Annotated in this window: 24 protein-coding genes and 1 pseudogene; 15 read left to right on the top strand and 10 right to left on the bottom strand. The window is 62.8% G+C overall.

Going from position 1 to position 19,748, the window contains the following annotated elements; all coding sequences use genetic code 11:
• Window positions 1-126: 126 nt before the first annotated feature.
• Together ASD99_RS25620 and ASD99_RS25625 are read left to right on the top strand one after the other, a co-directional pair.
• On the top strand, window positions 127-867 hold the full coding sequence (locus ASD99_RS25620; protein WP_056586718.1) for a DUF899 domain-containing protein: 741 nt from the start codon (window positions 127-129) through the stop codon (window positions 865-867).
• A gap of 137 nt (window positions 868-1,004) precedes the next feature.
• Complete coding sequence (locus ASD99_RS25625) at window positions 1,005-1,721, top strand: SGNH/GDSL hydrolase family protein (protein ID WP_057145309.1); 717 nt, start codon at window positions 1,005-1,007, stop codon at window positions 1,719-1,721.
• 34 nt (window positions 1,722-1,755) lie between these two features.
• Here ASD99_RS25625 and ASD99_RS34175 read toward each other — a convergent pair whose 3' ends face one another.
• Together ASD99_RS34175 and ASD99_RS25635 are read right to left on the bottom strand one after the other, a co-directional pair.
• Complete coding sequence (locus ASD99_RS34175) at window positions 1,756-1,917, bottom strand: hypothetical protein (protein ID WP_082525434.1); 162 nt, start codon at window positions 1,915-1,917, stop codon at window positions 1,756-1,758.
• A 130-nt stretch (window positions 1,918-2,047) separates the two neighbouring features.
• Window positions 2,048-2,995: a ring-cleaving dioxygenase gene (locus tag ASD99_RS25635; protein ID WP_057145310.1), complete on the bottom strand. Its 948-nt coding sequence runs from the start codon at window positions 2,993-2,995 to the stop codon at window positions 2,048-2,050.
• A gap of 307 nt (window positions 2,996-3,302) precedes the next feature.
• Here ASD99_RS25635 and ASD99_RS34180 point away from each other — a divergent pair, with 307 nt between their 5' ends.
• The 4 genes from ASD99_RS34180 (at window position 3,303) to ASD99_RS25650 (ending at window position 5,475) form a co-directional block, all read left to right on the top strand.
• Window positions 3,303-3,470: a hypothetical protein gene (locus ASD99_RS34180; RefSeq protein WP_082583421.1), complete on the top strand. Its 168-nt coding sequence runs from the start codon at window positions 3,303-3,305 to the stop codon at window positions 3,468-3,470.
• Window positions 3,471-3,554: 84 nt separating this feature from the next.
• On the top strand, window positions 3,555-4,145 hold the full coding sequence (locus tag ASD99_RS25640) for a DJ-1/PfpI family protein (protein ID WP_057145311.1): 591 nt from the start codon (window positions 3,555-3,557) through the stop codon (window positions 4,143-4,145).
• Window positions 4,146-4,219: 74 nt separating this feature from the next.
• On the top strand, window positions 4,220-4,627 hold the full coding sequence (locus ASD99_RS25645; protein WP_056586703.1) for a hypothetical protein: 408 nt from the start codon (window positions 4,220-4,222) through the stop codon (window positions 4,625-4,627).
• Between the two features lie 128 nt (window positions 4,628-4,755).
• Entirely contained in the window at window positions 4,756-5,475 is a 720-nt protein-coding gene (locus ASD99_RS25650; RefSeq protein WP_027166621.1) for a helix-turn-helix transcriptional regulator, read from the top strand.
• Between the two features lie 66 nt (window positions 5,476-5,541).
• Here the strand turns inward: ASD99_RS25650 and ASD99_RS25655 are convergent, their stop codons facing one another.
• The 3 genes from ASD99_RS25655 to ASD99_RS25660 all read right to left on the bottom strand — a co-directional run bounded on the left by ASD99_RS25655 (window position 5,542) and on the right by ASD99_RS25660 (window position 8,078).
• Window positions 5,542-6,234: a DUF1013 domain-containing protein gene (locus ASD99_RS25655; RefSeq protein WP_057145312.1), complete on the bottom strand. Its 693-nt coding sequence runs from the start codon at window positions 6,232-6,234 to the stop codon at window positions 5,542-5,544.
• 499 nt (window positions 6,235-6,733) lie between these two features.
• A complete protein-coding gene (locus tag ASD99_RS32775; RefSeq protein ID WP_082525421.1) occupies window positions 6,734-6,874 on the bottom strand; it encodes a DUF1127 domain-containing protein in 141 nt (46 codons plus the stop codon).
• Between the two features lie 193 nt (window positions 6,875-7,067).
• Window positions 7,068-8,078: an NAD(P)H-quinone oxidoreductase gene (locus ASD99_RS25660; protein ID WP_056586698.1), complete on the bottom strand. Its 1,011-nt coding sequence runs from the start codon at window positions 8,076-8,078 to the stop codon at window positions 7,068-7,070.
• Between the two features lie 123 nt (window positions 8,079-8,201).
• Between ASD99_RS25660 and ASD99_RS25665 the strand changes: the two genes are divergently transcribed.
• From ASD99_RS25665 to ASD99_RS25675, 3 genes and pseudogenes are all read left to right on the top strand, one after another.
• A complete protein-coding gene (locus ASD99_RS25665; protein ID WP_032932003.1) occupies window positions 8,202-8,396 on the top strand; it encodes a DUF1192 domain-containing protein in 195 nt (64 codons plus the stop codon).
• 70 nt (window positions 8,397-8,466) lie between these two features.
• A pseudogene (locus tag ASD99_RS25670) lies at window positions 8,467-9,735 on the top strand (MFS transporter); the annotation flags it as partial.
• Between the two features lie 32 nt (window positions 9,736-9,767).
• Window positions 9,768-10,031 (top strand): ArsR/SmtB family transcription factor, encoded by a 264-nt coding sequence (locus ASD99_RS25675; RefSeq protein ID WP_056586690.1) that lies wholly within the window; start codon window positions 9,768-9,770, stop codon window positions 10,029-10,031.
• Between the two features lie 6 nt (window positions 10,032-10,037).
• Here the strand turns inward: ASD99_RS25675 and ASD99_RS25680 are convergent, their stop codons facing one another.
• Together ASD99_RS25680 and ASD99_RS25685 are read right to left on the bottom strand one after the other, a co-directional pair.
• Entirely contained in the window at window positions 10,038-10,694 is a 657-nt protein-coding gene (locus ASD99_RS25680; RefSeq protein WP_056586688.1) for a glutathione S-transferase family protein, read from the bottom strand.
• Window positions 10,695-10,788: 94 nt separating this feature from the next.
• Window positions 10,789-11,622 carry an alpha/beta fold hydrolase gene (locus ASD99_RS25685; protein WP_057145313.1) on the bottom strand — a complete coding sequence of 278 codons (834 nt, stop codon included), beginning with the start codon at window positions 11,620-11,622 and terminating at the stop codon, window positions 10,789-10,791.
• Window positions 11,623-11,720: 98 nt separating this feature from the next.
• Between ASD99_RS25685 and ASD99_RS25690 the strand changes: the two genes are divergently transcribed.
• The 3 genes from ASD99_RS25690 to ASD99_RS25700 all read left to right on the top strand — a co-directional run bounded on the left by ASD99_RS25690 (window position 11,721) and on the right by ASD99_RS25700 (window position 13,158).
• On the top strand, window positions 11,721-12,242 hold the full coding sequence (locus ASD99_RS25690) for a winged helix-turn-helix transcriptional regulator (protein ID WP_057145314.1): 522 nt from the start codon (window positions 11,721-11,723) through the stop codon (window positions 12,240-12,242).
• Between the two features lie 77 nt (window positions 12,243-12,319).
• Window positions 12,320-12,553 (top strand): hypothetical protein, encoded by a 234-nt coding sequence (locus tag ASD99_RS25695; RefSeq protein ID WP_023810948.1) that lies wholly within the window; start codon window positions 12,320-12,322, stop codon window positions 12,551-12,553.
• 173 nt (window positions 12,554-12,726) lie between these two features.
• Window positions 12,727-13,158, top strand: coding sequence for a GlcG/HbpS family heme-binding protein (locus tag ASD99_RS25700; RefSeq protein WP_056586908.1), 432 nt, complete (start codon window positions 12,727-12,729; stop codon window positions 13,156-13,158).
• Window positions 13,159-13,323: 165 nt separating this feature from the next.
• On the opposite strand, the gene ASD99_RS25705 is transcribed toward ASD99_RS25700, so the two are convergent.
• The 3 genes from ASD99_RS25705 to ASD99_RS25715 all read right to left on the bottom strand — a co-directional run bounded on the left by ASD99_RS25705 (window position 13,324) and on the right by ASD99_RS25715 (window position 15,056).
• Window positions 13,324-13,725, bottom strand: a complete 402-nt coding sequence (locus tag ASD99_RS25705) for a hypothetical protein (RefSeq protein WP_013529226.1) — start codon at window positions 13,723-13,725, stop codon at window positions 13,324-13,326.
• Window positions 13,726-13,970: 245 nt separating this feature from the next.
• Window positions 13,971-14,153 (bottom strand): 50S ribosomal protein L32, encoded by a 183-nt coding sequence (gene rpmF / locus ASD99_RS25710; protein WP_008834724.1) that lies wholly within the window; start codon window positions 14,151-14,153, stop codon window positions 13,971-13,973.
• Window positions 14,154-14,294: 141 nt separating this feature from the next.
• On the bottom strand, window positions 14,295-15,056 hold the full coding sequence (locus ASD99_RS25715; protein ID WP_057145315.1) for a transglycosylase domain-containing protein: 762 nt from the start codon (window positions 15,054-15,056) through the stop codon (window positions 14,295-14,297).
• 222 nt (window positions 15,057-15,278) lie between these two features.
• Between ASD99_RS25715 and ASD99_RS25720 the strand changes: the two genes are divergently transcribed.
• The 3 genes from ASD99_RS25720 (at window position 15,279) to ASD99_RS25730 (ending at window position 19,737) form a co-directional block, all read left to right on the top strand.
• Window positions 15,279-16,196 carry a polyprenyl synthetase family protein gene (locus ASD99_RS25720; protein ID WP_057145316.1) on the top strand — a complete coding sequence of 306 codons (918 nt, stop codon included), beginning with the start codon at window positions 15,279-15,281 and terminating at the stop codon, window positions 16,194-16,196.
• A 160-nt stretch (window positions 16,197-16,356) separates the two neighbouring features.
• Window positions 16,357-17,163, top strand: a complete 807-nt coding sequence (locus tag ASD99_RS25725) for a class I SAM-dependent methyltransferase (RefSeq protein WP_057145317.1) — start codon at window positions 16,357-16,359, stop codon at window positions 17,161-17,163.
• Between the two features lie 234 nt (window positions 17,164-17,397).
• Entirely contained in the window at window positions 17,398-19,737 is a 2,340-nt protein-coding gene (locus ASD99_RS25730; RefSeq protein WP_057145318.1) for a response regulator, read from the top strand.
• Window positions 19,738-19,748 lie beyond the last annotated feature (11 nt).

Genomic DNA, 19,748 nt, shown 5'->3' on the forward strand with positions numbered 1-19,748 from the left:
TTGTTTGTGACGTGCCGGGCTTGGGACGGAGTGTCCGCGTCCTTATTCCCCTTGGGCAAAATCCGGCAGCAATGTCGGGTTGGGCTCATCCCAAACGTCCTTGGGATGACATTCAGGGAGAGGTTCATGCATCGCAACAAGATTGTTTCGCGTGAGGACTGGTTCCAGGCGCACAAGGCGCATCTGGCCCGTGAGAAGGAACTGACGCGGCTTCGCGAGCGGATCGCTGCTGAACGGCGTGAACTGCCCTGGCTGAAGATCAGGAAGGACTATGTCTTCGAGACCGAGCACGGGCCAAAGAAACTGACCGACCTGTTCGCCGACAACAGCCAGTTGATCGTCTATCACTTCATGTTCGGGCCGGGCTGCGTCAATCATTGCGAGGGCTGCTCATTCCTTGCCGACCATATCGACGGCGCCAATCAGCATCTGCGGCATCACGACGTGTCGCTGATCGTGGTTTCGCGTGCGCCGCTGGCGGAACTTCTGCCCTACAAGCAGCGCATGGGCTGGAAGTTCGACTGGGTGTCGTCCTATGCCTCGGATTTCAACTTCGACATGCAGGTCTCCTTCACCGACAGGCAGATCGCCGCTGGTGACACCACGTACAATTTCGAGACCCGTCCCCGGACGTCGAAGGAGCTTCCCGGCAGCAGTGTTTTCTACAGGGACGAGACCGGCGACCTCTTCCTCACCTTCATGTCCCGCGCCCGTGGCGGCGAGGCACTGATCGGCACGTATGACTATCTCGACATGACGCCGAAGGGCCGCAACGAAACCGGCCCCTATCACGGCCTGATGGACTGGGTGCGCCTGCACGATGAATACGGCGACAGATCTGGAGCACAGGAGACTTGTTGCGACTAGAGCAATTCCAGGAAAAGTGTGAAGCGGTTTTCCCGGGAAAAGCGCATAGCGCTTTCCCTTGGGAATTGCGTCAAAACAAGAAGGCAGCACGACAACCGATCGTTCACGTCGGGCGCAACATGCGCTAAAGGGTGCGCATGCAGCGCCTTCTCGCCCTCCTCACCTGGCTCGCCTTCCCGGTCTATATCTGGCAGGGCCTCGGCGTGCGACGCCGCACCACGCGCATGCTGCCGGCGCAGGGGCCGGTCATGCACGAAATATCAGGCAAGGCGCCGGCGATCTCGCTTCTGGTGCTGGGTGATTCCTCCGCCGCTTCGGTCGGCATCGGCAATTCGGAAGATGGGCTTGCCGCGCAGCTCGCCGTGCTGATTGCGCAGAATACCGGCCGCGCCGTGCGCTGGCGGGCCGCCGGCTTCAATTCGGCGACCTCGGGCCAGATCCGCGACCATATCCTGCCCAATCTGTCGGCCGATCCATGGACGCATATCGTGCTGGCCATCGGCACCAACGACACCAAGAATTTTCACTCGGTGCCGCGCTTCAAGAAGGAGTTCGGCGGGCTGCTCTACGGCCTACGCGCCAAATGGCCGGAAGCGCGCGTGGTGTGGTCGCCGGTGCTGGAGTTCACGCGGGCGCCGGCCATGCCGCCGCTGCTCGGAAAAATCCTTGAAATCCGCGCCACCGAAATGAACCGGATGGGAGAACGCCTTTGCCTGGAGCGCGGCGCGGTGCCGGCGCCGCGCCTGCCGATCACCAATCCCGAGGTCGGCTTCGCCTCCGACGGCTTTCATGCCTCGGAAGCGGGTTATCGAGCCTGGGCGGAACATCTCGTCGACCTGGTGCTCGCCAGCTAAATGGCCGGCACGGGCCAGCTTGCCAGGTCCTGGTCTATGTCCAATGCCCAAGCACGGCTGTTATCGAAATCGCCGCCATCGCCAGCAGCGCCAGCTTCCAGAAGTCGCTGCGCCGTTTCAGCCCCGGCCAGCCGAGCGGCTTGATCAGCTGGATGACCATGATGCCAACAATGACGAGCGCGAGAAGTTTCGACATGCCGCCTTTGACCAGCAACGTGGCCTGCTGTCAAAGCACGTCCTTCGTTGCCTGAGAGAGTTCGCTGCCTGAGAGAGAATGGGCGCCGCGATCCCGAACCGGAACGGCACGCCTTTGACCGGCGCGCGATCTACTTCAGCGGCTTGAGTCCGGCCTCGATCGAAGCGCGCTTCGGTTCGAGGAACGGAGGCAAGGCCAGGCTTTCACCCAGCGTTTCCAGCGGCTCGTCGGCTGTGAACCCCGGCCCGTCGGTGGCGATCTCGAACAAAATGCCATTCGGCTCGCGGAAATAGAGCGAGCGGAAGTAATAGCGTTCGACCTCGCCGCTCGACGGCAGCCTGAACTCGGCCAGCCGCGCCGTCCATTGATGCAGCGTCTCCTGGTCCGGCGCTCTGAAGGCGACATGGTGAACCGCACCCGCACCTTGGTGTGCCGGCGCCAGTCCCGGCTGCACCAGGACATGCAATTCCGCCGCCGGCCCGCCCTCGCCCATTTCGAAGACGTGGACCTGGCCATCCGGCGAGGCATGGTCGCGGGCCTTGCGCATGTTCATCACCTTGGTCACCACCGCCTCGGTGTTGGTGATGTCGGGAACGCTGATGACGATCGGCCCAAGCCCGCGGATCTGGTGCTCGACCGGCACCGGGCTTTGCGCCCAGGGATGGCTGCCGCCTTTGCCGCCATCGCTGACCAGGCGCAGACGCTGGCCCTCGGGGTCTTCGAAATCCAGGCAGGGATAGCCGCCGATGTCGGCGATCTCTCCCGTCACGATGTTTTCGTCGGTCAGGTGCTGCTTCCACCAGGCAAGGCTCTCCTTGCTGCCGACCCTGAGGCTGGTCCGCACGATGCTGTGCGTACCACGCCGCTCGCGGCCAACCGGCCAGTCGAAGAAAGTAAGGTCGGTGCCCGGTGTGGCTTCGCCATCGGCATAGAACAGGTGGTAGGCCGAGGTATCGTCCTGGTTCACTGTCTTCTTGACCAGCCGCAGGCCCAGCACCCTCGTATAGAAATGAAGATTGCCAGGCGCGTTGGCAGTGATGGCGGTCAGATGGTGGATTCCTGTCAGTTGCAGGCTCATGGTCGTCTCCCTGGTTTTGGGGAAGAATTTTCTCCTTCCATATCAGAACTGCGGCCACGTCGCTGAAGGCCGCGTATTCCGACAGTCCGTCGCCGGAAGCTGAACAGCGGCGCCTGACCCGGGTCGTTGCGGTGAACAGTCGGCATGAGCAAGCCTGTGACAATCACGGTTTGATGTCGCGAAAGCAAGGTTCCCTTCCTGGCAAATGCACCGGTCGGAATTATCGTCGCCGTCCCGCCATCCTCCTGACAGACTGCTGTCAGGAGGGGTGTGCGATAGTGTCTCCATCAGAGAGAGGAGACTAGCTATGAACGGTTCCATCATTCTGCGCGGCGTGCAGCACTATGTCGGCAAGATCCGCACGATGCGCAATGAGATCCGCACCCAGCGGTTCATGAACTCGCTGCCGGCGGACATTCGCAAGGATGTCGGCTGGCCGGACATGTATGCGGAACGTCGCTTCGATGGCAATTGAGACGAATTTTTCGACACAGCGGTTGGATGTGGGCGCCCCAACGCCCAGATAAGAACTCCGGCGCGCGAGGGATGGAGCGAGCTTATGCCCGAACAGAAGACAATCGGCTTTCTCTTCATCGAAGGCTTTGCCGACTGGGAATATGGGCTGCTGGCGGCCTCGGCGGTCGAATGGTTCGGCGCCCGCGCCGTATCGCTGGCGCCTGACGGCAAGCCGGTGACCGGGATCAGTGGTTTCCGGCTGACGCCTGATCGTTCGGCCGAGGCGGATGAGAACAACGATCTCGACGCCATCGCCGTCATCGGCTCCGACGAGTGGGTCGGCAAGGCGCCGCCGGATGTCGCCGGCCTGCTCAATGCCGTCGCGTCGCGCGGCGGCGTGGTCGGCGGTATCTGCGCCGGAACGCTGGCGCTGGCCCGCGCCGGCCTGTTCGAGAAAGCCAGACACACCAGCAATGGCCGTGACTGGATCAATGGTCATGAAGCCGGTTATGCCGGCGACAGCAATTATCAGGATGTGCCGCATGCCGTGGCTGACGGCAAGATTGTTTCCGCGCCCGGTTCGGGACCAGGCACCTTCGCGCTTGCTTTTCTGAAGACGCTTTATCCCGAAAGAGGCAATGATCTCGCGCAGATGCGGACACTGTTCGCCAAGGAATATGCTGAAGCTTCCTGACAGTACGCTGTCAGGAGGGGCATGCAATGGTGCGAGCCTCGGACACTACGCATCGGCGGTCGAAAGGACGATCGATGAAGAGTTGGAACGACAGATTGAACACACCAGGCATCAACGGCGTGAAGCCGACGCCGCGCACTGTGGCCGATGTCATCGAGGGTCAGCCGATGCTGGTGCCGACAGCGCGTCAGGTCGATGATTTCATCCGCTCGATTCCCGAAGGCGTCGAGATGGACGTGCGTGCGCTGCGCACCGCGCTTGCCATCGAGCACGGCGCCGAAGTGACATGCCCGGTCACAACAGGCTACCATCTGCGCACCGTTGCCGAAGCCGCCAAAGAGGATTTGGAGCGCGGCATGACATTGAGCGATGTGGCACCGTTTTGGCGCGTGCTCGATGCGAAAACGCCGACGACGAAGAAACTGTCCTTCGGCGCGGAGTTCGTCGCCGCGCAGCGCAAGCGCGAAGGGCTGAAACCATGATGTATGCCACCCAAAAGCGTTCTGCGGTTTTGGGATAACGGCATGCGCAAAAAACACGATGCACACCGCCCAAAGGTGGACACCGGTTTTGGGCGACATGCATAGAGACAACGCCGAGGGACCATATGATGCGCCGCGCCGACAGGCTCTTCCAGATCGTGCAGCATCTGCGCGGTGGCCGTTTGGTCACCGCCCAGAAGCTCGGCACGTGGCTCGAGGTTTCCGAGCGAACCATCTACCGCGACATTGCCGACCTGCAGTCGACCGGGGTGCCGATCGACGGCGAGGCTGGTGTTGGCTACATGATGAGGGAGGGTTTCGACCTTCCGCCGCTGATGTTCACGCGTGACGAGATCGTCGCGCTGGTAGCCGGCGCGCGCATGGTGCGCGCCTTTGGCGGTGCCGCCATGGCGCGTGCCGCCGACGAGGCGCTGGTCAAGATCGGCGCCGTCCTGCCCGATACCGAAAAAGACCGCATCGCGCGCACCGAGATACACACGCCGATGTGGGTGGTCAGCGACGCCGCGCGCGAGGCGATCGACCTGATCGAGCGCGCTGTCGAAAAGCGTCAGGTGCTGACCATCGACTACTCCGACGAGGCCGGGCGCGGCACCGCCCGCGATATCCGTCCGCTTGGCCTGTGGTTCTGGGGCAAGGTGTGGACGCTGGTCGCCTGGTGCGAGATGCGCGATGATTTTCGCGCGTTCCGCATCGATCGCATCGCCTCCGTGGTCATCGCAGGCCGTATCTTCAAACCGGAGCGTGGCAAGCAGCTTGCCGACTTCTACCGGGCGGTGGAGCGCAGCGAAGATTATGGCATGGCGCCGGATCGCGCCGCGCGGACCTGATACCTGACGCACCCCATAAAAAAAACCCGCTCGAAGCGGGCTTTTTTATTGGAATGTCGGACAATCTCACTCGTCGTCGTTGTCCGTGTTCTTCGACTTCAAGGCCGAGAGCTTGGCGAACACGGCGTTGGCATCGAGTTCGGCATCCTCGTCCTTCGGCTTCTCGGGAGCAGGCACCAACCGTTCGGTCAGGGCCGCCGGCAGCAGCGTGTCACCGACCGGCTGCGCCTGTTCGCGACCGCGCGAGGCGCGGTTGACTTCCATGTCGAGGTCGATCTGCGAGGAAAGGCCCAACGTCACCGGGTCCATCGGCTGCAAATTGGCCGAGTTCCAGTGCTTGCGTTCGCGGATCTGCTCGATCGTCGACTTGGTGGTGCCGACGAGGCGCGAGATCTGCGCATCCTTGAGTTCGGGATGGTTGCGCACCAGCCAGAGAATGGCATTCGGCCGGTCCTGACGCTTCGACAGCGGAGTGTAGCGCGGCCCCTTGCGCTTGGATTCAGGCACCCGCACCTTGGGGTCCGAAAGCTTCAGGCGCTGGTTCGAATCCTTCTCGGCGCGCGCGATCTCGTCGCGGGTAAGCTGGCCGGTCATGATCGGGTCCATGCCCTTGATGCCTTGCGCCGATTCGCCGTCGGCGATCGCCTTGACCTCGAGCGGATGCAGCCCGCAGAATTGCGCAATCTGCTCGAAAGAAAGCGCGGTATTGTCGACCAGCCAGACGGCGGTCGCCTTGGGCATCAGCAGCGTATTGGCCATTTAAAAATCCTTCTCGTTCGCCCGCGTTCCCGCGCGGGCGGTGGTTTAGGCCACCAAAAAATGGGAAATTCGCGGTCTGTATAACCGCTCTCTTGCCGTTTCGCAACGCTTTTGGAAGCAATCGCCGGAAGCCGTGGGGCCTTACCGAAACGGTTCCGCGCTCTTGAGCAGAACGACAAGCTGGCTTTGCTGGCGGGTTCCGGTCTTGGCAATAATCCGTTCGAGACAATGGCGCCCGGTCTCGACGGTGATGTTGGAGCCTGCCACCGCTTCCAACAGGGTTCGCCCATGTGAGAGCGCCGAGGCAAGATGCCATGCCGAAAACTGAGGTCAATCCTGCTCGATGACTGGCATCGGTTGAGACGGTCCTCGATCATCCCGGCCCTAAAACGACAAAACCCGCCGGACTGGGTCCAGCGGGCTCGGAACCGCGACGAAAGTCGTCTGATGCGGCTCTGGCTTCCACGGTCTGGTCCGCCGGAGCGGACCAGACCTGACTTCAGATGGCCCTGCGGGCGATCTTTTCGATGTCGGCGCGGTTGATGCCGAGATCGCTGAGCTGACGTGCGTTGAGACGGTTCAGTTCGCGGACGGTCTCGGTGTACATACGCCAGTTACGGTAAGCGCGGATCGGGTTCATGGCAGTCCTCCAGAATGATGTTCGTTTCGATGGTGCTCAAATAGGCGTCATCGATGAGGACTTGAATGGCTGATTTTGCATAGCAATAATGCAAATGCTGCATTGCAGCATTAAGCTTCTGTTCATCTTGTAGGCAGCCGCCGGTACGGACCTCGCTCGCTCGGCCTGCAGGCCGAGCGAGGCAATGCCGCTGTCAGCCGACGTCGAGCACGATCTTGCCGATATGCTCGCCGTCTTCCATGCGCTCATGCGCCCGCCAGGCTTCGCTGAGCGGGAAGATCATGTCCATCACCGGTGCCACTTTGCGGGTGCCGAGCAGCGGCCACACCTGCGCTTCCAGCGCCGCAGCTATCGCCGCCTTGAACTCGACGGTTCGCGGCCTCAGAGTCGAACCGGTGTGGGTAAGCCGCTTCACCATGATCTTCGAAAAGTCCGCGCTTGCGACAGAACCGGCCTGCACGGCAATCTGGACGATACGGCCCTCAACCGCCGCGGCCTCGTAATTGCGCGCCACATAGTCACCGCCGACCATGTCGAGGATGACATTGGCGCCCTTGCCACCCGTTGCCTCCTTCACCGCCGCGACGAAATCCGCCTCGCGATAATTGATGGCGCGGTCGGCGCCGAGCTTCAGGCAGGCATCGCATTTCTCCTTGCTTCCGGCGGTGGTGATGACATAGGCGCCGAAAGCCGAGGCAAGCTGGATCGCCGTCGTGCCGATGCCGGACGAGCCGCCATGGACGAGCAGCGTCTCGCCACGCTTCAGGCCGCCGCGCTCGAACACATTGTGCCAGACGGTAAAATAGTTTTCCGGCACGGCCGCAGCTTCCGTGTGGGTAAAGCCGGCCGGCAGCGGCAGCACACTGCCGGCATGAACCTTGACGTATTCGGCGTAGCCGCCGCCGGGCGTCAGCGCGCAAACGCGGTCGCCGATGCGCCAGCGCGATATGTCGTCGCCAACGGCCGCCACTTCGCCCGACGCCTCGAGGCCCGGCAGGTCCGACGCGCCGGGCGGCGGCGGATAGGCGCCCTTGCGCTGCTGGATATCGGGCCGGTTGACGCCGGCGGCATGCACCTTGATCAGTATCTCGCCGGGACCGGGCAGCGGCACGTCGCGCGTTTCCGGTTTCAGCACCCGTGGGCCACCCGGCTCCGAGATCGCGATGGCCGTCATTCTTGCCGGAATTTTCTGTCCGCTCGCCATGAGATTTCCCGTCTTTTCTCGCCGTTATCCGACCGGCTGTTTGCATCGACGCCCCTGCCCTATGTATGCTGATTGCCAAATCAGGCAAATGGCCAATCTGGTCTTGGCGGAGGAGGAGCGACGATGGCGATCTTCGACGACGAACCCAAGAAGAAGGCACGCCCGCACGAGATCGGGCAGGATCTGTCCTTGCTTTCCGTTGGCGAGCTGTCGGAACGCATCGGCATCCTGCGCGACGAGATCGCCAGGCTGGAGGCCGAGCTCAAGGCCAAGGACAGCACCAAATCGGCGGCCGAAGCACTGTTCCGTCGCGGATAGGTGCGCGGGCGCAAAGAGCCCGCCGCCGAAAAGCCCGAATGCGACTGTCTTCAGACCCAGCGCCCCTGTCAAACACGAGCCGGATCAAACAATGTTCGCAACCTACCGACCGATCCTCTCGCTGCTTCGCGGCACCGCCTTCCTGCTCGCGGCGTCCGGATTGCACGGGCTGCTCTTGCCCCTGCGCGGCCAGTTGGAAGGCTTCTCGACCGCATCGCTCGGCCTGATGGGCACGGCCTGGGCCGGCGGCTTCGTCACCGGCTGCTTCTTCGCGCCGCGCATCGTGCGCCGCGCCGGCCATGTGCGCGCCTTCGGCGCCTTTGCCGCATCCGGTGCCATCGTGGCGCTGCTCACCGGGCTGATCATCGACGAATATGTCTGGATCCTGCTGCGCGCCTTCACCGGCTTCACCATGGCCGGCGCCTTCATGGTCATCGAAAGCTGGCTGAACGAGAAGGCCAGCAACGAGAACCGCGGCACCGTCTTTGGCCTCTACATGATGGTCACCTATGCCTCGATCATGGGCGGGCAGATGATCGTCGCCGGCGGCGACGTGAAGTCGGCCTCGCTGTTCATGATCACCGGTATCCTGTTTTGCCTGTCGCTCATTCCGACCGCGGTTTCGAGTGCCTCCCACCCCAAGCCGTTGCAGGACGTCACGCTCGACGTCAAAGGCCTTTATGCCAACTCGCCGGTGTCGGCGGTCGCTTGCGTGTTGATCGGCATCGCCAACGGCGCCTGGGGCACGCTTGGCGCGGTCTACGGTGCTCGCATCGGCATTTCCACGGCAGAGATCGCCCTGATGATGAGCCTTGTGGTTGTTGCCGGCGCCGCCATGCAGCTTCCGGCCGGGCGCCTGTCCGACAAGACCGACCGGCGTTTCGTGCTGGCGGGGGCAGCTTTCGGCGCGGCTCTGTTCGCGCTCTTGATCTTCCTGTTCGAGCCACGCTCCGGCGTCTTCATCATCGTCTTCACCGCAGCCTATGGCGCCTTCGCCTACACGCTCTATTCGATCGCCGTAGCGCATGCCAACGACCACGCGCGCTCGGAGGATTTCGTCAAGGTGTCGGGCGGCCTGTTGCTGCTCTACGGCTTCGGCACGATGATCGGACCCTTGCTGGCCGCAGCCCTGATGGGCTGGATGCGCCCGGAAGGCCTGTTCCTGGCGACCGCCTTCGCGCATCTTTGTCTGGCCGGCTACACGCTGCTGCGCATCAGCCGCCGCGCGCCGGTGCCGATCGGCGACCGTGACGCCTTCAAGACGCAGCCGGCCGACCGCTCGGTCACTCCCGAAGCATTGCGGCTTGATCCCAGAAGAAAAGCAGAAGCAGACGGTTGAGATTCGAAAGGCTTTGCCTCACTAATACAGACATGATGTTTTCCGACGCCTTCATGGCAATTGCCGATCCCAACCGGCGCCATCTTCTGGAAGAACTTCGCCGCGGCCCGAAAACCGTCAACGAGTTGGCCGCAGGTTTGCCCGTATCGCGCCCGGCCGTTTCGCAACATCTTAAAGTCCTGCTCGACGCCGGGCTGGTCCACGCCAAGCCGGAAGGAACAAGGCGCGTCTATACGGTGAGCAACACCGGCTTCCTCAAACTCAACATCTGGCTCGATCAGTTCTGGGAAGCCTGACCCCGATCAGCCGTTGTTGTAAGGGAAGAACTTGAAGTAGGGCTCCGCCTCCTCGATCACGCGGGCGAAGGAAGGCCGCTGCAGCAGGCGATCGTGATAGCGCTTCACGGCCGGATATTTGTCGCCGAACGGCTCGACCTTGTTGGCATAGAACAGCGCGGGGGACGCCGCGCAATCGGCCAAGGTGAAGCTGTCGCCCATCGCCCAGGTCTTCGAGCCCATGTCCTGCTCGATGATGGCATAGGAGCCGCGCAGCTGGGCGCGCGCCTGCTCGACGCCGAACGGATCGGTCTTGTCCTGTGGCCGCAACCGGTCGCCGACGATCTTCTGCATCGGCTCCTGCACATAGAAATCATAGAAGCGGTCGGCCTGGCGAACTGCCAGCGCCATGTCAATGTCGGCGGGAACGAGGTCGACCGGCCCCGGATAATGCGCGGCCAGATATTCGACGACGATGGTCGATTCCAGCACCGTGCGGTCGCGCGCATCGTCGCGCAGCGCCGGCATCTTGCCGATCGGCGAAATCTTCAGGAAGACCTCGCGCGACTCGGCATTGCCGAGATCGACGATATGAGGCGTGAACGGGATGCCGTTTTCATAGAGCGCGATCAGCGGCTTCCAACAGAAGGAGGCCAGCGGGTGGAAATGAAGCGTCAGGGACATTTTTCGCTCGTTTGTTTCGTGGATTGTCGGTGGCCGCTCCGTGCGGCATGCCTATTGCGGTTGGCCTTATTCGTCAAAGCCAGCCTATGCTGCCTCAACCGGCTTGGACATGCGCGACGATTGCTGCGGATATCTCGGTCCAATCGTCGGGATGCAGCTCATGGCCGCCGCCTTCGATGCGGACAATTCTCGCGCCAGTGGCCGCCTCGGCCTGCGCCTCGCCATGCTCGATCGGAAAGATCGGATCCGCCGTACCATGGATGACCAGCAGCGGCGCCGCCATCTCATGCAGGCGGCCCTTCCACGCGTCGCCGCCCTTGAGCATGAAATGGTTGGTCGCGCTCAGCAAGCCGCCGGAGCGGTCGTAATCCTGCTCGATGAAAGCCCGCATCCGGGTTTCGTCGAATGGGTGCGCGATGCTGGCGATCGCCCGCGCATCCCTGACGATGAAATCGACCACCTGGCCACGGTCCGACCAGTCGACTTTGGCGCCCTCGGCCGAATGCTTGATATAAGCATCGCTGGTTTGCGGCAGATGCGAGGTGTCGGTTCCCACGGGCGAGCTGCTGATGACGGTCAGCGATGCGACGCGGGATGGGTGCTTGAGCGCCACAAGCTGTGCGATCATGCCGCCCATCGACATGCCGGCGACATGTGCCTTGACGACGTTGTGCTCGTCGAGAACATGCATCGCATCGCCGGCCATGTCGTCGAATGTGTAAGGCGGCTCTCCCGGTCCATATTTGGTCGACCGGCCGGTATCGCGATCATAACGGATCACGAACAGGCCGGCATCGGCCAGTTTCCGGCACAGCGCCTGCGGCCACCAGAGCATGGAGGCCATCGCTCCCATGATTAGCAACAGTGGCGGGTTCCCCGGGTCGCCAAAGGCTTCGGATATGATTTCGGGGCGTTCGATCGCCGTCATTGCGCGGTCTCTTCTCTGCAATACTGATTGCATTTTGCAATCGGTTGCACGATAATAAAACTGATACGATAATGCAACCGGTTTGTTGGAGAAATCTCATGAGCATGGATCGCCGGTCCGGGTGCCCGATCAACCTGTCGCTGGAAGTGTTCGGCGACCGTTGGAGCCTGATCATCCTTCGCGACATGATCTTCGGCGGCAGGCGCCATTTTCGCGAGATGCTCAACGGATCGATCGAAGGCATCGCCTCCAACATTCTCGCCGACCGGCTGAAGCGGCTGATGGAATTGGGCATGCTGACCAAGGCCGACGATCCCTCGCACAAGCAGAAGGCGATCTACAGCCTGACCGAGATGGCGATCACGCTGGTGCCGATCCTGGCCCATCTCGGCGCCTGGGGCCGCGTCTGGCTGCCGGTCAGCGACGAACTGTCGATCCGCGCCGAACTTCTGGAAAAGGGCGGACAGCCGATGTGGGACAAATTCATGGACGAGTTGCGCCACGAGCACCTCGGCATGCCGCTCGATACAATGTCTGGCCCTTCTGTCCACGCGACCTTGCAGGCCGCCTATGAGGCGGTGGTTGCCAGCAAGGCCCTCGCCGCCAGCCCGGCCGCGTAACCAACTTATTTTCCCGTTTGGGGGTCGGCTCTGCTAGAAGAGGCGGAAAGCCATAATTCACGGGATTGGATAAGGTCTTGGTTGAGAACTCTCGGGATGCTGCCCGCGCGCGCGCCGACCTGCGTTTCAAGAAGCAGGAAGAGGCGGCAACCGTCCGCCAGAAGGCAATGGCCGAATACGTCGCGGAGAGTGACGCCCGTCAGGCCAAGACCAACAAGCTGCGGGCACTGCGTCTCGCCAAGGAAGCGGAAGATCTCGCCAACGCGCCGGCGGCACCCGCCAAGAAGCCGGCCCGCGCCAAGAAGAAATAGCCATCCCCCGGGCACGTCTGGCGCCATACAAACGGCAACGCCGTACCCGGATGGTGTCGGCGAACGCCGATTTCCATCCCGCCTCTTCACGCGAAGCACTTTCAACCGAAACCGGGATGTTATCTCGCCCGCCGACCGTCAATGATCGACGCGTTTTCAAACAGGAGACTGCCATGACCGCACTGCCGCTCGAAAAAGCCAGGCAAATCATCGATGCCGCCTTTGCCAAGGGCGCCGATCTCAAGCTCAAGCCGCTCGGCGTCTCGGTGCTTGATGCCGGCGGACATCTGGTCGCCTTCCAGCGCCAGGACGGCGCCTCGTTCCTGCGTCCGCAAATGTCGGCCGGCAAGGCCTATGGCGCGCTTGCCATCGGCATGGGCTCGCGCAAAGTCGAGGCCTTCGCCAAGGAGCGCCCGCATCTCGTCGCCGGCATCTCGGACGTATCGGGCGGACGCGTGCTGCCGGTCGTCGGCGGCGTGCTGATCCGCGACAAGGCCGGCGCCATCATCGGCGCCGTCGGCATTTCAGGCGACACGTCGGACAATGACGAAGCCGCGGCAATCGCCGGCATCGAGGCCACCGGTTTCACCGCCGATCCGGGCTGAGCATCCTTCGACATTGAGGCGAGGCTGCGTTGAGGTTCAGGTCAGGCCGAGTCGAAAATGGTGGCCTCCGAGAACCGGAGCGGAGCGTACTTTTGGGTACATGAGCACCGGAAGCGCAGGAGGCCGCCATTTGCAAGCCGGCATCACCTGAATATCAATGCAGCCTTAGTTGAGATTGATGTCCCGGCTCGCCGACCGCATCGACACCGCGAATCCGGCCAGCACATCGAACAGCGCGATGACCATCAGCGTGAAGAAGACGGAGTGGGCGGCGCCCTTTACCAGCAGGAACTCGACCAGGAACGCCACGAAGACCAGCGTCGACAGAAGGTGGTCCATGATCGAGGCATTGGTGGTGCGCACCGATTTCGCCATTTCGAGGAACAGGAAGATCAGCCCGATCAGCACCATCAGATCGCCAAGCGTCATCGAGAACACGCCGCCCGACATCATGCTGAAGGAGAAGACTTCGCTCGCCCACGGATCGTCACCGCTGCCGAATATTCCCAGCAATCCGAGATTGTAGAGCACGAAAGGCACGATCAGCAGCGGAATGGCACCGAACATCTGGCGTCTCCATTTGGGGGCAATCCTTTGTAGAATGCGCCACAGGCACGCCGTCAAGATGTTTCGGTGGCCGCGCTGAACACGGTCGAAGACCGCGCGCAACAACCATGTCAGCCCGTTGCCCAGCTGGAGAACTGCAACGATTGCCGCCCGCGCTTCGAGATGCGCGCCACCCCGCCCCCAAACGCAAAAAAACCGGCCACTGGCCGGTCCTTTTGTAATTCAAACCTTTGGAAAAGCTGGTCTCAGCTTTCCTTGGGCGTCAGCACCTGGCGACCGCGATACATGCCGGTCTTCAGGTCGATATGATGCGGGCGGCGCATTTCGCCGGAATTCTTGTCCTCGACATAAGTCGGGGCCTTGAGAGCGTCGGCCGAGCGGCGCATGCCGCGCTTGGACGGAGAGGTTTTTCGTTTCGGAACGGCCATGGATATGCTCCATTACATGGTCAAAAAGCCCCGCCCGCCCTCGTGAAAGGGCCGTGTCGGGGCCGGAATCTGAGAAAGTCGGGTGCCTATACACGCCCTGCGCCGTTTTGGCCAGCACTGGCGCGAATTTTTTTGAGTCGGCTAGCGGAGACAGCCGACATAGGCGCCGGAGCGGCCGGCGCGCCGCTCGATCAGATTGGCCAGCCGTCTCAGGCCCGGTCCGGGTTTGGCCGGATTGCGGGCGATGGGATTTGGCAAGGAGACGGCAAGCAGGGCGGCCTGTCGTCGCGACAACTGTTTTGCCGAAACGCCGAAATGGTGCTGTGCCGCGGCCTCGACACCGTAGATGCCCGGCCCCCACTCGGCGATGTTGAGATAGATCTCCATGATGCGCCGTTTCGACATCACCGCATCGAAATAGACGGCCAGCGGCAGTTCGACCACCTTGCGCACCGAACCCAGCGGCCGTGACCAGAGAAACAGGTTCTTCACCGTCTGCATGGTGATGGTCGAGGCGCCACGCGTTGCTTCACCGGCCAACGCGTCGTCGACGACGCCCCGCAATTCGCCGAGATCGACGCCACGGTGGAAGCAGAACTGCCCGTCCTCCGACATGATGACGGAATTGGCCAGCACCGGCGACACGTCGTCAATCGACACCCAGCGGCGGTCATAACCGGAGAACGTCGCCAGGTCCTTCAGCATAAGCGTCGAGACCGGATGCACAAAGGATGGCAGATAGAGGAACGTCAGCACGACCGGAATCAAAGCCAGCACCGCGGCCACGACGATGCCGCGCCGGACCCAGCGCTTGAGACCACGGCGGTTTACGCCTCGCGATCTCGTCGCCATGTCCAGCTTTTCGGTTTCATGATCGACGATCGGTTCCGCCAAGCCGTCCAACCCGTGCCAGAGAGCTCGTTTTGAAACTCGCTCCTGTGAGTCATATGACGGTGTTTTCGAGAACCGGAGCGGAGCGTACATTCGAGTACGTGAGCACCGGAAGCGCAGAAAACGCCTTCAGATGACCGCAGGAGTAGAGTTTCCAAACGGGCTCTTACTGCTCCGGCATAATGGCGCTTGCCTTCTTGCGCAACGTCTGAGTGTCGGTTACCGGTCCCGGCCATGACGAATGACGACGAAATGGCGTTCGAAATGGCGCTCATCCGACGCGCTGCCGCCGTCGAGGTAATGCTGCGCCGGCTGCTCGACGACCGCGCGCTTTCGGGCGAGATCGCCCGGCCCGGTCGGCTGATGGCGGCGATGCGCCACGGCGTCTTGAACGGCGGCAAGCGCCTGCGCCCCTTCCTGGTCATGCAAAGTGCCGCACTTTTTTCCGCCGACGGCGAGGCGGCGCTGCGCGTCGCGGCAGCGCTTGAATGTGTGCATTGCTATTCGCTGATCCACGACGATCTGCCGGCCATGGACGACGATGATCTGCGCCGTGGCCAGCCGACCGTGCACAAGGCCTTCGACGAGGCGACCGCCATCCTGGCCGGCGATGCCTTGCTGACGCTTGCCTTCGACATCATCGCCGACGAGGCGACCACCCTGCCGGCAGAGCGGCGGGCAGCATTGGTGCTGGCGCTTGCCCGCGCGGCCGGGGCGGGCGGCATGGTCGGCGGCCAGAAGCTCGACCTCGAAGCCGAACAGGCGCCACCGGACGAGGCCGGCATCATCCGGCTGCAGGCGATGAAGACCGGCGCGCTCATCCGTTTCGCTTGCGAGGCCGGCGCCCTTATCGCCGGCGCTGCCGCTGAGGATCGCGAGCGGCTGGCCGAATTCGGTTCCGCGATCGGCCTTGCCTTCCAGCTTGCCGACGACCTGCTCGACCTGACCGCCGATGCCAGCCAGATGGGCAAGGCGACGGGCAAGGACGCTGCCGCGGGCAAGGCGACGCTGGTCGCGCTGCATGGCGCGAATTGGGCGCGCAGCCAGCTGCATGGCCTCGTCGAACAGGCGCATGCACTGCTCGAGCCCTATGGCGACGACGCCCAGTTGCTGAAGGACGCGGCGACATTCGTGGCGGCGCGTAACAGCTGAGGTTGGGGCCAACCAGGACATCGTCCTAACCAAAGCACTACGTCCTCCGCCAGCCGGTTCAGAGATTGAACTTGAACGGAAGCCTGCCGAAGCAGAGGATCCACATCGCTTTGCCATCCGCACGGCAACCACGCGGTGCGGACAGAGTTGGAGGGATGCCATGTCGACCACCGACAAGCTGTTCAGCGGTTCCATTGCCGAGGTCTACGACCGGGCGATGGTGCCGCTGATCTTCGAGCCATATGCGCGGGATCTGGCGGAGCGGGTGTCGAAGCTCGGGCCGCAGTCGGTGCTCGAAGTGGCGGCGGGCACCGGTGTGGTGACACGTGCGCTCGCAGCGAGGCTGCCGGCGCAAACACGCATCGTGGCTACCGACCTCAACCAGCCCATGCTCGACCACGCGCGCACGCGGATGACGGACGATCCTCGTATCGTCTGGCAGCAGGCCGACGCCCAGGCGCTGCCCTTCGAGGACGCACGGTTTGATGCCGTGGTCTGCCAATTTGGCGCGATGTTCTTCCCCGATCGGGTGGGAGCCTACGGGCAAGCCCGGCGGGTGATGCGGCCGGGCGGGCATTTCCTGTTCAACGTCTGGAGTGCCATCGAAGAGAACGAGTTCGCCGAGGAAGCGACGCGGGCGCTCGGCCATCTCTTTCCCGCCGATCCACCGCGCTTCATGGCGAGGACACCGCACGGCTACCACAATGCCGACGCCATCCGCGCCGACCTGCGTGCGGCCGGATTCCACGACGTCGCCATAGAGCCTCTGGATGCCGTGAGTGCCGCTCCGTCGCCTTATGACGCGGCCGCGGCCTATTGCCAGGGCACACCCCTGCGTGCCGAGATCGAGGCGCGCGGCGGCTCGCTGGAAGAGGCGACGCGATACGTGGCGAATGCCATGGGGAAGCGGTTCGGGGAAGGCCCGGTGAGTGGCCGCATCCGCGCCCTCGTCGTGGCGGCGGCCTGATGCATGTCGCCAGAGTGACCTCGGTTAGGGGAGAATGGCGGCCTTGGGAACAGAGACTAAAGCGGGTCGTCTGAATTCGTTCAGACGCCACGCTTTCCTTGCGAAAGGATTGTCAGGGTCAAAAAGCTGTCATCCATCCAGAGATTCGTATGGTTGGCCTATCCACACGAAATTTTAATGTAAATGAAGCGTAATCCCGACCATTAGAATGATGCGTATGTGTTGGGGTTGCGCATGCCGGAATATTCGTCCTTCATCCGGTCAGTCCGGATTCGCTATATTTCTGGTTTGCTGATCTTCGCGTTGGCTTCCGCAGGCATCGTGATTGCGCTCGATCGTGTCAATTCCTTTCGCCGTGACATCGATGCGCTGAGCAGCAACCTCGTCGTCTTCACCCGCGATCTGCGCAACGCGACCAGCTTTGCCGAGACGACCGGCACAGCCTGGCGGGCGGAGACACGCGATGCGCTGACCACATCGGCGCGCGGCCATTCGGAACGCCTGACCGGCGAGATCGAGACGCTGACCGCCCAGCTTGCGGCGATCAAGCCGCGCCTGTCGACCAAGACCGTCAACGAGCTCCAATCCGCTTCCGTCAACGGCGACCTGTTCTGGTCGCCGCGCGACATGGTGCGCAACTTCAACCTGATGTCGATGGCGCAGAAGGTCGACGAATGGAGCTATCGCGAGATCCGCAACCAGAACGACCTGTTTGCCCAACCCATGCTGGTCCGCGTCCGCACCGCCATGGACGATGAGCGTCACCTGGCCGATGCCTCCAGCGACAGGCTGTTGTTGTGGGCGAGCGGCATCCTGTTCGCAGCCCTTGCCATCGTCGCCTTCTGGATCTTCCGCCCGATGGAAGTGGCGATCCGCCGCGCCTTTGCCGAATCCGCCGAATCCCTGTTCAAGGCCGAGGCCGCCGACCGCGCCAAATCGGAATTCCTGGCCAATATGAGCCACGAAATCCGTACGCCGATGAATGGCGTGCTCGGCATGGCCGAACTGCTGGCCAAGACCGATTTGACGGCGCGCCAGAAGACCTTCACCGACGTCATCGTCAAATCCGGCAATGCGCTGCTCACCATCATCAACGACATCCTCGATTTCTCGAAGATCAATGCCGGCCAGCTCACTCTCGACCCCGCTCCCTTCCGCCTTTCCGAGGCGGTCGAGGATGTGGCGACGCTGGTCTCGGCGCGCGTCGCCGAAAAGAACCTCGAACTGATCGTGCGCGTCGACCCGCGCCTGCCGGCCCATGTCGTCGGCGACGCCGGCCGGTTCCGGCAGATCATCACCAACCTGCTCGGCAACGCGGTGAAATTCACCGAAAAGGGTCATGTGCTGATCGATGTCGGCGGCGAGATCGTCAACGACGTGGTCCAGCTCAAGGTTCGCGTCGAAGACACCGGCATCGGCATACCGGCCGAGAAACTGCAGAACGTGTTCGAGAAATTCGCGCAGGTCGACGGCTCGTCCACCCGCCGCCATGAGGGCACGGGGCTGGGCCTCGCCATCGCCGCGCGTCTCGTCGACCTCATGGCAGGCAAGATCGGCGTCGAAAGCGAGATCGGCCGCGGTTCCGTGTTCTGGTTCGCCGTGCCGCTGCCCGCGCATCATGCCGCGGCGCGTGACGAGATCGTGCCGGTCGACGTCACCGGCGCGCGCGTGCTGGTCATCGACGACAATCCGGTCAACCGCGAAATCCTGCTCGAGCAGCTCAGGAGCTGGAGCTTCGATTGTGCCGCCGCCGAAAGCGGCGCCGTGGGCCTGGCCTTCCTCGACCGCGCCTTTCAGCTGGGCGCCGCCGTCGACTGCATCATCCTCGACTACCAGATGCCGGGCATGAACGGCGCCGACGTCGCAAGAGCTATTGCTTCCGACAGCCGGCTGTCCTCCATCCCGGTGGTGTTGCTGACCTCCGTCGACCAGGTCGATTTCGGTAAGATGATCATCGACTTCGGCATTGCCGCGCACCTGACCAAGCCGGCGCGCTCCGCCGTCCTGCTCGGCACCGTCATTTCGGTTGTGCAGAAAGCCCGTTCGCAGGTCGGCAAGGCGCAATTCGTCCGCGAGCCGATCGTGCAGGCTCCCCGGGCAGCACCACCTGCCTTTACCGTCATCCGCGGCCCGGCGATGCCGGCCACTACAGTGCCGGAATCGGCAACCACGCCGAACGGACCGATCGACATCCTCATTGCCGAGGACAATGACGTGAACCAACTGGTGTTCGGTCAGATCCTCAATGGGCTGGGCCTCAGCTATCGCATCGCCGGCAATGGCCGCACGGCGGTCGAGATGTATCGGGCGCTGCGCCCCAAGCTGATCCTGATGGATGTCTCGATGCCGGAGATGAATGGCTACGAAGCGACCCGCGCGATCCGGGCCATGGAGACCTCAACGGGCACCCATATACCGATCATCGGCGTCACCGCGCATGCGCTGAAGGGCGATCGCGACAAGTGCATCGAATCGGGCATGGACGACTATCTGCCGAAGCCCGTTTCGCCCGACCGCCTCGGCACCAAGATCGGCACTTGGCTCAGCGAGACGGTGGTGGCCAAGACCGCCTAGCCTGCATCCGC

Source organism: Mesorhizobium sp. Root695, from assembly GCF_001428185.1.
Lineage (GTDB): Bacteria > Pseudomonadota > Alphaproteobacteria > Rhizobiales > Rhizobiaceae > Mesorhizobium.